Annotated in this window: 11 protein-coding genes; 8 read left to right on the top strand and 3 right to left on the bottom strand. The window is 49.3% G+C overall.

Annotation, left to right across the window (positions count from 1 at the left end):
* The first annotated feature begins 89 nt into the window (after positions 1–89).
* The 3 genes from J2Z65_RS18780 to J2Z65_RS18770 all read left to right on the top strand — a co-directional run bounded on the left by J2Z65_RS18780 (position 90) and on the right by J2Z65_RS18770 (position 2,854).
* Entirely contained in the window at positions 90–668 is a 579-nt protein-coding gene (locus J2Z65_RS18780) for a TetR/AcrR family transcriptional regulator (RefSeq protein WP_167052770.1), read from the top strand.
* 27 nt (positions 669–695) lie between these two features.
* Positions 696–1,286, top strand: coding sequence for a GTP cyclohydrolase I FolE (gene folE, locus J2Z65_RS18775; RefSeq protein ID WP_167052768.1), 591 nt, complete (start codon positions 696–698; stop codon positions 1,284–1,286).
* A gap of 248 nt (positions 1,287–1,534) precedes the next feature.
* Complete coding sequence (locus tag J2Z65_RS18770) at positions 1,535–2,854, top strand: deoxyguanosinetriphosphate triphosphohydrolase family protein (protein ID WP_167052766.1); 1,320 nt, start codon at positions 1,535–1,537, stop codon at positions 2,852–2,854.
* 102 nt (positions 2,855–2,956) lie between these two features.
* Here J2Z65_RS18770 and J2Z65_RS18765 read toward each other — a convergent pair whose 3' ends face one another.
* Positions 2,957–3,979: an alpha/beta hydrolase gene (locus J2Z65_RS18765; protein WP_167052764.1), complete on the bottom strand. Its 1,023-nt coding sequence runs from the start codon at positions 3,977–3,979 to the stop codon at positions 2,957–2,959.
* A gap of 312 nt (positions 3,980–4,291) precedes the next feature.
* Here J2Z65_RS18765 and J2Z65_RS18760 point away from each other — a divergent pair, with 312 nt between their 5' ends.
* Both J2Z65_RS18760 and J2Z65_RS18755 read left to right on the top strand, forming a co-directional pair.
* A complete protein-coding gene (locus tag J2Z65_RS18760) occupies positions 4,292–5,035 on the top strand; it encodes an IclR family transcriptional regulator (protein ID WP_167053165.1) in 744 nt (247 codons plus the stop codon).
* Between the two features lie 93 nt (positions 5,036–5,128).
* Positions 5,129–6,016 carry a cation diffusion facilitator family transporter gene (locus tag J2Z65_RS18755; protein WP_167052762.1) on the top strand — a complete coding sequence of 296 codons (888 nt, stop codon included), beginning with the start codon at positions 5,129–5,131 and terminating at the stop codon, positions 6,014–6,016.
* A gap of 70 nt (positions 6,017–6,086) precedes the next feature.
* Here the strand turns inward: J2Z65_RS18755 and sleB are convergent, their stop codons facing one another.
* Positions 6,087–6,746 carry a spore cortex-lytic enzyme gene (gene sleB, locus J2Z65_RS18750; RefSeq protein ID WP_167052760.1) on the bottom strand — a complete coding sequence of 220 codons (660 nt, stop codon included), beginning with the start codon at positions 6,744–6,746 and terminating at the stop codon, positions 6,087–6,089.
* Positions 6,747–7,099: 353 nt separating this feature from the next.
* Positions 7,100–9,817 (bottom strand): aconitate hydratase AcnA, encoded by a 2,718-nt coding sequence (acnA, locus tag J2Z65_RS18745; RefSeq protein WP_167052758.1) that lies wholly within the window; start codon positions 9,815–9,817, stop codon positions 7,100–7,102.
* 290 nt (positions 9,818–10,107) lie between these two features.
* Between acnA and J2Z65_RS18740 the strand changes: the two genes are divergently transcribed.
* The 3 genes from J2Z65_RS18740 to J2Z65_RS18730 are packed head-to-tail and all read left to right on the top strand — an operon-like array spanning position 10,108 to position 12,637.
* Positions 10,108–11,130, top strand: a complete 1,023-nt coding sequence (locus tag J2Z65_RS18740) for an amidase domain-containing protein (RefSeq protein ID WP_167052756.1) — start codon at positions 10,108–10,110, stop codon at positions 11,128–11,130.
* 40 nt (positions 11,131–11,170) lie between these two features.
* The gene (locus tag J2Z65_RS18735) at positions 11,171–12,313 is read left to right on the top strand and encodes a D-alanine--D-alanine ligase (RefSeq protein ID WP_167052755.1); all 1,143 of its coding nucleotides are present in this window, start codon (positions 11,171–11,173) and stop codon (positions 12,311–12,313) included.
* Positions 12,314–12,319: 6 nt separating this feature from the next.
* The gene (locus J2Z65_RS18730) at positions 12,320–12,637 is read left to right on the top strand and encodes a hypothetical protein (RefSeq protein WP_167052753.1); all 318 of its coding nucleotides are present in this window, start codon (positions 12,320–12,322) and stop codon (positions 12,635–12,637) included.
* Positions 12,638–12,937: the final 300 nt, after the last annotated feature.

Here is a 12,937-nt window from a genome sequence, read left to right as displayed (position 1 = left end):
TACAATCGGCGGGCAGCAGGAGCCCTTCCTATTATGATCAGGTTTAGTAAAATTAGGACATACCAGTACGATTCAGAGGTGGCTAGTCGATGGCAAGCAACAAAGACCGCATCCTGGAGGCTGCAATGGATCTATTTCATGATCAAGGCTATCAAGGAACGGGACTAGAGGACATTTTGTCGAGCAGCGGGGTATGTAAAAGCAATTTTTACTATCATTTTAAAAGCAAAGAAGAACTGGGCGTAAAGGTTATTGAGCGCAAGGTAGACGAAATGCGGCAATCTGTGATGGAGCCGAGTCTGGGCAATACTAAGCTATCGCCGAAGCAGCGCGTATTGGCTTTGTTTGAACGGATGCTAAGCTTCTGCGATGAAAACGAGTGCCGGAAGGGTTGTTTCTTCGGCAATTTGGCGCTAGAGCTTAGCGATAGTTCGGAGGAGCTGCGCAAGCCGCTGAGCCGTTTCTTCACGGAGCTGGAGACTGAGGTTGAGGCTTGCCTGCTGGAAGGCCGGAAGCAAGGGGAGCTGTCGCTGCAGGGGCTGACTCCTGTGGAGCTGGCTGCACCGATCGTTTCACTCCTGCAGGGCGGGATGCTGCTCACGAAAGCGCATAAAGACAGCAGAGCAATGCGGGACGGCATCAAGGTATTGACAGTTTGCATGGGATAGAGGATATGAAAGAGGAGTGTGGAGAAGATGGCATCTGTTGAATACAAAAATACGAGGGTGGCTGAGAATCGCGAATTGATTGAAAAGCATGTGCGGGAAATTTTGCGATTGATCGGAGAAGATGTGGACCGGGAGGGTTTGCTGGACACACCTGCGCGCGTAACGCGCATGTATGAAGAAATTTTTTCGGGCTATGAGGCGAATCCGCGGGATGTTCTCGGCGTAACCTTCGACGAGCAGCACGAAGAGCTGGTCATTATTAAAGATATTATTTATTACAGCCAATGCGAGCATCATATGGCGCCATTTTTCGGTAAAGTGCATGTAGGGTACCTGCCGAGCGGTAAAGTTGCGGGACTTAGCAAATTTGCCCGTCTGGTCGATGTCGTAACTCGCAAATTGCAGGTGCAGGAGAGAATTACGTCTGAAATCGCAGACATTCTCGATGAAGTGTTGAAGCCGCACGGTGTCATGGTCGTTGTTGAAGGAGAACATATGTGCATGTGCTCAAGAGGGGTCAAAAAGTACGGCAGCGAGACGATCACATCGGCGGTGCGCGGTTCTTTCCGGACGGACTCGACGCTGCGTTCCGAATTCTTGTCCTTGATTAATAGGTAAATTAATGTGAAAAGGGGTGTGCATGGAGACAATTGTCTTGTGCAGCATCCCTTTTTTTGTGCGGAATGAAAGTCATGACTTGTTGCCGAACAGACGAATATAGTATTCTTTTATAAATAAATAGTCCCAGGGTGACTAGCGTACATGCTATAGCATAAACTGATAGTAGCATGAAGTGGCTTAGAAGCGGCTTATTGGCCAGATGTACAAATCAGGGAGTTGGCAAGAGCACCAGAGGAGGCAAGCTGATGAACAACATACGAAAATTTCGGCCGGGTGAGGCCGCTTCCTCTAAAGTGAGTGAAGAACGGGATGAATTTGAGCGGGATTACGCAAGGCTGATCCAATCGCCGACCTTTCGCCGGCTGCAGGGCAAATCACAGGTGTTCGGAGCCGGTTCAGGCGACTATTACCGGACACGGCTGACCCATTCGTTAGAGGTTGCCCAAATTGCCAGGGAAGTAGCGAAGCGTCTGGAGAGGACGAACCCTTTTTTACAAAAAAGAGAGCATCCGGGTCTCATTATTGACCCTACCGTTGTCGAGTGTGCGTCTATTGCGCACGACTTTGGCCACCCTCCATTCGGTCACAAAGGGGAAGAGGTGCTGAATCATATTCTTTTGAAGGACCATGGCTTGAAATATGAAGGCAACGCCCAGAACTTCCGCATCCTCATGTTCCTCGAAAAACGGGCGGGCAGTGAAAGCGGCTTGGATCTAACCGCGGCGGTGCTGCTGGGCATCAATAAGTATCCGTTTTTGCTTGAGGAAGAGGGACGGCTCAAAGGGGTATATGCCTCCGAGTGGGAAATCATCCGTGAGCTGCGTAGGGAGTGGAACATGCCGGAGGGCTGCTCTACATTAGAAGCGCAATTGATGGATTTATGCGATGATATCGCGTACTCGACGCATGATATTGAAGATGGCATCCGTGCTGGCAAAATCCAGATGAACGCTACATTTTTTGAGGATCAGCGTTTGATTCGCCATTTGGTCATGGAAATTTTGAATGACCCCAACAAGCACAAATTCGGCTGGGAGCAAGTTGATATCGAGCAAATGGTCAAAAAGGTGCTGACCGATTATTTGGAGCAGTGGCAGCAGATTTTCGCCGAATGCAACCGGGAGGAATCGCGGACGCGCAGGGAGATGAAAGCCCGTTGGGTGAGCTCTTTTGCCAGCCGGCTGGACATCCTGGATGACCCTGAACGTGGCTGGAAAAAGGTTGCGCTCGTGAAAGACGGCGCGGAGGATATGAATCTGCTGCGGACGATGGAAATCTTGAAGAAGCTAGCGTGGGTTACGCTGATTAAGGATTTCCGGGTGCTTCGCCTGCAGAAACGCAGCGAGATCATCGTCGAGCGGCTCTGGGAAAGCTTTATCGATCAAGACAGAGGGATGTGGATCATTCCACCTGACTGGATCGACAGCTACGAGCGCAGGATGGGCAATTGGAGCTGGCCGCGGTTCGTAGCGGACTATATATCCGGCATGACGGATGCGTACGCGGAGAAAGTGTATGCGGAGCTGTTTGCTAGCAAGTCCGGCTCGATTTATGAGATGGACTAGGCAAGCACGTCATATAATAAAAATGAGCAAAGCGGGATGTGCCGCAAAAAAAATATCGACCCCGTAAGGGGTCGATTTTATAGGGAGGAGGGAATACCAGAGTCAATTTGCAGCCACGGCTGCAGTTGCACTTGCAGTAGTAGTTGTAGCTGTACTTGTCAGGCCATTGAGGAAGCTCAACGTCGTACGCACATATTTCTTCGGCTCTGCTCGGTATAGCAGCTCATGCTGCGCTTTTGGGATAATCCAAAGCTTCGACTGTGTATCAGTCTGCACTTTAAATATGTCCTCAACCATTTCATAAGGAGCCTTAGAGTCCTCGGTCCCATGTATGAAATAGATGGGCATGGAGTAGTTGGTCGAAGTTACTTTTTTATAAGGAACTTCATGCAAGCTGACCCCGTTCAGGAGCGGGAAAAATAATCGAACGAGCGGGAGAGACGGGAATTTCGGGACGTTCACAACTTGCTTCATATTGTGATAGAGAGTATCCGGATTCAGCATAAACGTGCTGTCCAGAATCATCCCTGAGATATCGGTGCCATTTTGGAGTGCGGCTTGAAGTGCTGTTCCTGCACCCATGGAGAAGCCCCAGATATAAATAGGACCGCTGGATAAATGCTTAACGTAGTTAACAGCCCCGAGCAGCTCCTGCGATTCTTGAATACCGCCGGTCATAATACGTTCGTTGCCGGGATGGACATAGCCATAGTCAAACATCAATACATTGTAGTTCTGCAAGTGCAGCTCGCGGGCCAGGTTATAAAGCGGAACCCATAGTTCTTCGCGATTGCCTCCATAGCCATGAGAGAAAATGACGGTTTTGTCGGAAGGAGCAGGGATGAACCAACCGTCTAAATTCGAAGTGCCATTCAGGCTTGGAAACGTAACGCTGCTGTAAGGAAGGCCTACGGCTCTCATCGGATCCGAATGAAGCGGATCAATATGCGGCCGCGCAAGCGTCCAAGCAATATAGGCGTGAAAGGCCAACAGCAGAGAAGTACATAGCGTTAGAATTGAGATCAGGATGGTGAGAACCAGCCTTTTTTTGCGTAAAAGCGGACGGGTAACGACTTGATCGAGCGTTGGTTGAAGTGAGCCTGGGGATAGTGATGTTGTAGACATCGCAGTACCCTCCCTCCATAGAAGTTGTTTGTTCGAATAGGCTGCTCTGAGATGTTATAGGGAGAAAGGAGTTAATTATCTAAATTTTCAGATAAGTAATCTATTACTTTAATATTATTCTGAATGCGCTTTCAAGTCAATGCGGATGCGGCAATTGTAAGGCCTTTGTAACGGTTCTGTAACAATAGAAGAAACAGATGTTTGACCTTTACGCATCGTTGGAGTTTGGTTATACTAGATATAACTGGGTTTCATATAGTGAAACTATTTGATGCTTCCGCAGGCAGAATGACAATGAAAGTGGTGTTCGTCATGGAAGATAACAAGCTGACGGTGCGAGCAGTAGAGCGTGCCTTAGATATTATGCTCTGTTTTACCGAATCGACCGAGCTGACATTGACTGAAATTGCAAGTCGAGTGGAATTACATAAAAGTACCGTACATCGCCTCCTGGCTTCTTTAGAGGGTAAGGGTTTTATTATGCGCGATGCAGCCACAGATAAATACAGGCTAGGCTATCGGCTCTGGGAGCTCTCGGCCAATCTCTCCCAAGAGGGTGACCCCGGCATCATCCTGCTGCCGGAGATGGAACGACTGCGCGACCTCCTCGGCGAAACGATCTCGCTGTACGTGCAGGATGGCCTGGAGCGCATCCGCATCCAAGCCGTGCAGAGCAACCACGCCATTCGCCGAGTAGCCCCCGTAGGGGCGCGAATGCCGCTCTACGTCGGCGCCTCGAGCAAGGTGCTCGTCGCCTTCGCGGAGCCTGCTGTGCAGCAGCAGCTTCTAGCCTCGGCCGATTGGCCGGCCGTGTTGGATCAGCAGGCGTTCCTGCAGCAGCTGGCCGACACCAAACGCGCTGGCTTCGCCACGAGCGTGGAAGAACGAGAGCCTGGCGCGGCGGCTGTGTCCGCGCCGATTATAGACCGCGGCGGACGGCTTGTCGCCGCTCTCGCCGTATCGGGTCCAGCGAACAGGCTTACGCTGGAGCTGATGCAAGAGCAAGCGCCGCTTATTATGGAAGCGGCGCGACGCATGGGCACGATGCTGCGTTAGCGCATCGTTCATGCAGTCCCCTATCCCGAACTGGGATAGGGGATTTTTTGCTTCTAGGAAGCCATACTAGAAGAGGGAAAGGGAGTGGCAAGTATGAAGAAGACAGCCTCGATGCTGGCGATCTGGATTAGTCTTGCCAGCAACATCGTGCTAACCGCCATCAAAATCATCGTTGGCCTCTTATCGAGCAGCCAAGTGCTCATCGCCGACGGTATCCATAATGCCGGCGATGTGATTGCGACGGCGACGGCATACAGCGCCATGCGCGTATCTTCGAAGCCGGCCGATCTAGACCATCCCTACGGGCATGGCAAGGCCGAGGTGCTTGGCGCCTTCATCGTCGCGATTATTTTGGGCGCAGCCTCCATCTATATGGGTTATCATGCCATCCATGCGCTTTTTGAGCCTCCAGGCAAAGCGCATCTTATTGCTTTTGCCGCGGCGGTCATCTCTTTAATCTGGAAACAAATTCTTTATGTCTACACGATGCGCATCGGACGCAGACTCAACAGTAAAGGCTTAATCGCAACCGCTTATGATCATTTGGCAGACGTTTATGCGTCTATAGCAGCCTCCGTGGGTATTGGCTTAGCCTTAATCGGAGATCATTTTAGTTATAGCATTTTGGCTTATGGGGACCCTGTAGCAGGAATCATTGTCTCATTCCTAGTGTTGAAGCTTGCATTCGAAATGGGCCGGGAGTCATTCGATGTTCTAATGGAACGAAGTGTTAGTAGTGTGCAGATTGAACAATATGCGGCATTGATCCGTTCTGTACCTGAGATCAAGCGAATTGATCGCTTGCGGGCCCGGGAACACGGGCACTATATACTGGTCGACGCCAGGCTGGGTGTACCCGGCAATCTCACCATCCAAGAAGGACATGACATTATTCGTGGCATTAAGCAAAAAATTCAATCCGCCCATCACGATGTGGACGAGGTGTTAGTGCATTTGAATCCTTGGTATGCAGAGTCATGAAAAAAACACCTCTTCACGAGGCAGCTCCAAAGGAGCAGCTATGTGAGAGGTGTTTCTTTTGTATTCCTTCTTACTTGGCAAAAATGTGATTGCCAATCTTAACCGTTTGCGGCCGTGACCAGATCCACTTGCTTGTCGCTGTTTCTGGATTGAAGTAGTAGAGAGCACCGCCGGTTGGATCCCAACCGCGCACAGCATCCTGTGCAGCCTGGTATGCCGTGCTATCTGGCGTCAACCAGTATTGTCCGTCATCTACTGCCGTGAAAGCTCCGGATTCAAAAACAATCCCTTCGATTGTATTCGGAAAATTGCTTGACTTCAGACGATTCATAACGACCGCGCCAACCGCTACTTGTCCTGTATAGGATTCACCGCGGGCCTCGCTGTAGATCACTTTCGCCAGCATATCAAGATCTTCTTGATTAACCGAATACTTACGTAAGCTTTGCCATGTGTTCGCACCAACAATGCCATCAATCGTTAAGCCATAATTATATTGAAAATTACGCACAGCTGCAGCGGTAACTGGACCGTACACGCCATCTATCGGCTGCTGGTAATAGCCTAACACTTTTAGTCGGAACTGAGCATCCCAGACATCTCCGTTTTGACTGCCTGCCTGCAAATTAGCTGATGCGGCAGAAGTTGGTTGGCTCCATTCGCTTACTGAAACACCTAGACCAATCGAAGCGATCAGCATGACTAGGACGAGCCTTTTAAATGAGTTCATCTTCATCTCCCCTTTCGCTGTTATCCATTATAGGTGGGGAGAAAGGCAGGCTCAACACGCAGTTATTACCAATGTAAGTCTTGTTTCCAAGAAATTGTAAATCATTTGTGCGGCTAATTCCGAATATTTTCTCGTGGCCCGGACACTCAACTGCTTGGGGCCCTAGAGATACAGCAGTCTCAATAATTGCAAAAAAACCGGGAATGCCATACGGCAATCCCGGTTTTTTTTGGTAGATAAGAAAGTGTGAGTTTTATACTTTTGCTTCGCATCTACCTTGACAAACGCGCTCGTCCTAACAGGACGAGCGCGTTTGTCCTTGGTTGTATATAAGGTTTTAGTTGGATGATTAATTAGTTTTTCTCAGCCAAGATTTGGCGAAGAACGGTTTGCAGAATACCGCCATTACGGTAGTAGTCTACATCAACTAAGCTGTCCAGACGAACAAGTGCGTTGAAATCGAAAGTTGTACCATCTTCACGAGTTGCTGTCACTTTAACCGTCGAACCTGGTTGAACATCGTTGCTCAAACCTGTGATATCGAATGTTTCGCGACCTGTGATACCTAGTGTTTTCCAGCTTGTTCCCTCAAGGAATTGAAGCGGAAGAACGCCCATACCCACAAGGTTACTGCGGTGAATACGCTCGAAGCTTTCAGCGATAACGGCTTTAACGCCAAGCAGGAATGTACCTTTTGCCGCCCAGTCACGGGAGCTTCCAGTTCCGTACTCTTTACCAGCGATAACGACAAGGTTTTGACCTTCAGCTTGGTATTTCATGGATGCATCGTAGATGGACTCTACTTCGCCAGTTGGCAGGTAAGTGGTTACGCCGCCTTCTGTTCCTGGTGCCACTTGGTTACGAATACGGATGTTCGCGAACGTTCCGCGCATCATCACTTCGTGGTTACCACGACGGGAACCGTAGGAGTTGAAGTCTTCTCTTTTTACACCATGGTTGATCAGGTATTGACCTCCAGGGCTGTCAACTTTGATGTTACCTGCAGGGGAGATGTGATCCGTTGTAACGGAATCGCCGAGCAGTGCCAAAGTTTTCGCGCTGCGGATATCCGCGATATCATCCAGAACCGTACCCAGGTCTGTGAAGAACGGAGGCTCTTGAATGTAAGTGGAGTTCGTATCGAACTCGTACAGATCGCCTTCCGGAATCGCGATTTCGTTGAAACGCTCATTCGCACGGAATACGTTGTTGTATTTGTCACGGAACATGTCCGGGCTCATTGCTACGCCAAGAGCTTCTTGAATCTCTTGGTTTGTAGGCCAGATGTCTTTGAGGTAGACAGGTTGATTGCTTTGGTCGTAACCGATTGGATCGTTAGCCAAATCAATGTTTACTGTACCTGCAAGCGCATAGGCAACAACAAGTGGAGGTGATCCAAGGTAGTTAGCTTTCACTTGAGCGTGAACGCGGCCTTCAAAGTTACGGTTACCGGAGATAACGGCAGCTACCGTCATATCGTTGTCAGCAACGGCTTTGCTTACTTCTTCCGGAAGCGGACCGGAGTTACCGATACATGTTGCACAGCCGTAACCTGCAACGTGGAATCCTAGTGCTTCTAGGGACTCAAGCAAGCCAGCTTTCTTGAGGTACTCAGTAACTACCAGGGAACCTGGCGTCAAGGAGCTCTTCACGAATGCCGGTTTTCTCAAACCGAGAGCGACGGCTTTCTTAGCTACAAGACCTGCACCTAGCATAACGCTTGGGTTGGATGTGTTCGTACAGGAAGTGATCGCTGCGATTACAACGGAACCTGTTCCCATTTTAACCGTCTCGCCATTAGGGTAGACCACATCAACTTCTTCGTTGATTTTCTCTTCAGTTAGACCGTATCCACCTTTGTCGATTGGCGTACGGATGATGGAGTTGAAGGACTCTTTCATGTTCGTAAGCTCAACGCGGTCTTGAGGACGTTTAGGACCAGCCAAGCTCGGTACTACGGTTCCAAGGTCAAGTTCGATCACATCTGTGAATACTGGATCTGGTGTGGAGTCAGTACGGAACATGCCTTGTGCTTTGTAGTAAGCTTCTACGAGTGCGATTTGCTCTTCTTCACGGCCAGTTGCTCTCAGGTAGTTCAATGTTTCGCTATCTACCGGGAAGAAACCGATTGTTGCGCCATACTCAGGAGCCATGTTCGCTACAGTTGCGCGGTCAGCCAAGGAGATGTTGCTCAGACCAGGACCGAAGAACTCAACGAATTTACCAACAACGCCTTTTTTACGCAAAATTTGTGTAACAGTCAAAGCCAAGTCAGTCGCAGTAGCGCCTTCTGCTAAGTGGCCTGTCAATTTGAAACCGACAACGTCCGGAGCTACGAAGTAAAGCGGTTGTCCAAGCATACCGGCTTCAGCTTCAATACCGCCGACGCCCCAACCTACAACGCCAAGACCATTGATCATTGTTGTATGGGAGTCTGTACCAACGAGGGAATCCGGATAGACAACCGTTTCGCCATCGATTGTTCTTGTAGCTGCAACAGAAGCAAGGTACTCCAAGTTAACTTGGTGAACGATACCTGTTGAAGGCGGAACCGCACGGAAGTTGTCGAATGCTGTTTGTGCCCAACGAAGGAAACGGTAACGCTCTTCGTTTCTTTCGAATTCTAAGTTAATGTTCATGTCAAGCGCATCCGGGGATCCGAAAGCGTCAACCATGACAGAGTGGTCGATAACAAGGTCTACAGGAACAAGAGGGTTGATCCGTTTTGGATCTCCACCTTCACGAGCCATAGTCGCACGCATTGCCGCAAGGTCAACGACGACAGGTACACCCGTGAAATCCTGAAGAACGATACGAGCAGGAATGAAAGGAATTTCTTTGTTGTCGTCACGGCCTTCAGCCCAGCCGGCGATTTGTTTAACGTGTTCGCTTGTAATAGCGCGGCCGTCGAATTGACGGATAGCGGCTTCAAGCAAAACTCGAATGGAAACAGGAAGGTTGCTAACAGTACCGTGACCTTGGTTCTCAAAGTCAGGAAGACTGTAGTATTGGAACGATTGTGTTCCGACAGTTAACTGCTTACGCACAGAAAAAGTGTCCTTGTTGGACATAGGTTATTCCTCCTTTAATATCTTCATCCATTGGTTTCATCTAATGAAACTCAATTTCATTAATCCCCTACTTCAAGTATAGCGTTTCGCTGTGTGTGAGTAAAGATTTATTTCAATCATTTTTACCGTACAAATGTCATATATTGAATCAATTCAAAGCAAATCGGGCTCGTCCTAAGATGATTGTTATTTTGCCGCAAAAACGTTCTTTCCATAAATAAAGTTTCAAATACAACAAGAGATTGCGCACCTAACTTTCCTAGCAAAAAACTTTTTAGGAGGGTATCCCGATGTCCTGGAAAACAGCGCTCTATAATTACGTCCACGCCAAAAATCAGTCAGAGCTTGAAGGCTCTGCAGCACATTTGGAAGCTTATGTTTCAGACAGCGCTTATGTACACAAACAGGATGTCAGAGTACGCAGGCTCCTGGAAAGCTTTCGCGACCGCGACGCCAAGCTGCTGCGTGGGGAAACGAAGCTGCGCCTCGCCGGCGTCAGAGAATCGGCACAAGGGATTATTGCAGATGTCGCATTGCACCGATTTTTACACTACAGGATCGGTTCAGCCACTCATGTGGAGGAGCGCATTGAGCCCGAGCGAGTCCTCATTGATAGCAACGCGAACCGTTGGCTGGTGAGAAGCTCAGAGTCCCTTCATGGGGAAAAATCGTCTCCGAACAAGCAGCGGGGCGTCTTTTTCACTGAGCAAGAAGCGTTTGCGGAGGGTGTGCGGAGAGCGCCATCCCTTCCTTATATCAACTATAGTATACTCAACAGCGCAGCTCAGGAATTCGTTCCTCGCAAAATCATTTATAACCGTCCCAAAGCCGTCCAATATGCGGAAACGTGGTGGCAGACGCCGAATCCAAAATACGAGGAGTTCGAAGTGGATTGCACCAATTATGTCTCGCAATGCCTCTTTGCAGGCGGGGCTCCAATGGACTATACTGGGAAAAGGGATTTGGGTTGGTGGTACGCTGGCAGAAGAGGCAATCAAGAGCTGTGGAGCTTCAGCTGGGCAGTCGCCAATAGTTTGCAAACCTTCTTTACGCACAGCCGTAAAGGGTTACACGGCCATGCCGTTCAAGATCCGAGAGAGCTTCAGCCGGGCGACACCATCAGCTATGACTGGGACGGCGATGGCCGCTACCAGCACAATGTTATTGTGACGGGCAAAGATGCCAACGGCATGCCACTCGTCAATGCACACACGTATAATAGCCGCAATCGCTATTGGGCTTATAAAGATTCGCCTGCTTGGACGGAACGGACCAAATACGTTTTCGTTCGGGTTGCTGATGAAATGGGATAGGTACTTTGAAAGGAATAGAACGACTAGACGGAGGTACGTAATGAGCGGCAAAATAAGAGTTGGTCTAATTTACGGAGGGAAATCAGGAGAGCATGACGTGTCCTTGCAAACGGCAATGGCAGTTATGAAAGCCGTAGACTTCACCAAATATGAAGTTGTACCGTTTTACATCTCCAAAAAAGGAGAATGGAAAAGCGGTGCGCCTCTCTTGGCTCCCGTTGCATCGAAAGAGGTATTGACGTTCAGCAGCGGTGACTCCGCGAATGCACCTGTTAGTAATGCATTAGCACCTATTTTCGGAGCTGTTCAAACTAAAGGCGACGTAACGATCGCTTCTGCCGCAGCGGCTGGAACGAAGGAAGGCATCGACGTCATTTTCCCGCTTTTGCATGGTACGTTTGGCGAGGACGGGACGATTCAAGGCTTGTTGGAAATGGCGAATATCCCTTACGTAGGAGCAGGCGTGCTTGCTTCCGCGGTCGGCATGGATAAAGTTATGATGAAGAAAGTTTTTGCACAAGAGGGGCTTCCACAATGTATTTTCCGTCACTTCACCCGGACAGAATGGGAAAAGAATCGCGCCTATCACCTTGTTGAGCTCGAAACGGCCATTGGCTACCCGTGTTTCGTGAAGCCGGCTAATCTAGGCTCCAGCGTTGGCATTTCCAAAGCAAGGAACCAAGAGGAGTTAATACAAGCGGTTAGTTTCGCCTTCCAATATGACCGCAAAGTCATTATTGAAGAAAATATCGATGCCCGTGAGATTGAAGTTGCGGTACTCGGGAATGATGAACCTCAAGCGTCAGTTGTGGGTGAAATTGTTTCGTCGAACGAGTTCTACGACTACAAAGCCAAATATATCGACGGCAAATCCGCGATGGTGATCCCGGCTGACATTCCGGCCGAAACCGCTGAGCAGGTCAGACAACTGGCGCTCCAAGCTTTCTTGGCTGTAGATGGCAGCGGCTTATCCCGCGTAGACTTTTTCCTAGGTAAGGCCGATCAAAAGATTTATATCAACGAAATTAACACGATGCCGGGCTTCACGCCTTACAGCATGTACCCACTGCTGTGGCAGGAATCCGGTAAGCCGTATGGCGAGCTGTTGGACGATCTCATTCGTCTGGCGATAGAGCGGCACTCAGCTAAGCAAAGTATCCAATATTCTTTTGATGTGGAGTAGATGCTAATGGGATTCCAAACGGAGTTTAATTCGGTCTGTAAGTTTAAGTCCTCGCAGGAGCTCTTCGAGCTTCTAGAGTATGGCCGCGGCAAAATGGTCAAAAGCGGCTTCCGCGTCTTCCCGACAGGGCAGAAGGTTATTGCCTACACCCCTGACAATGAAGCGATCGCCATCGTCAAAATCGTCGCTTCCATCGCGGAAATCAATTTCCAAGGTGAAGAAGTGACGCAGGTGGAGATGGAGCTGGTGCGCCGATTGACGGAGGAAGAGGCACAGGTTCAGACGAAACTTGCTTATGAGATGTTTTTTGGCGAGCAAGTTTAATAGGTAGTTAACACGAAGGCATCGTCCGTTGAGGACGGTGTCTTTTTGGGTTTTAAGGAGGGCTTCTGGGCTATTTAGGGTGTAGCCTTTGCTGCTTCGTTGTATTTTGTGCAACATAAAAGTGGTGTGTGCCTCGCAATCGTAGTCTACGTTGTACAAAGTGCAATCATTTTAGCGGCGTTGGGCCGAAAACAGCGGTTTTCGGCTCAAAATGTTGTACAAAGTACAACATAGGGGAGACTGAGGCCAAATTGCAGCCATAATGTTATACGAAGTACAACGTAGGAGATCTCAATAGTG

Origin of the sequence: Paenibacillus aceris, from assembly GCF_017874035.1 — a bacterium.
GTDB lineage: Bacteria > Bacillota > Bacilli > Paenibacillales > NBRC-103111 > Paenibacillus_E > Paenibacillus_E aceris.
The sequence above is the reverse complement of the archived record's forward strand: the minus strand, read 5'-3'. Positions and strand labels throughout refer to the sequence as shown.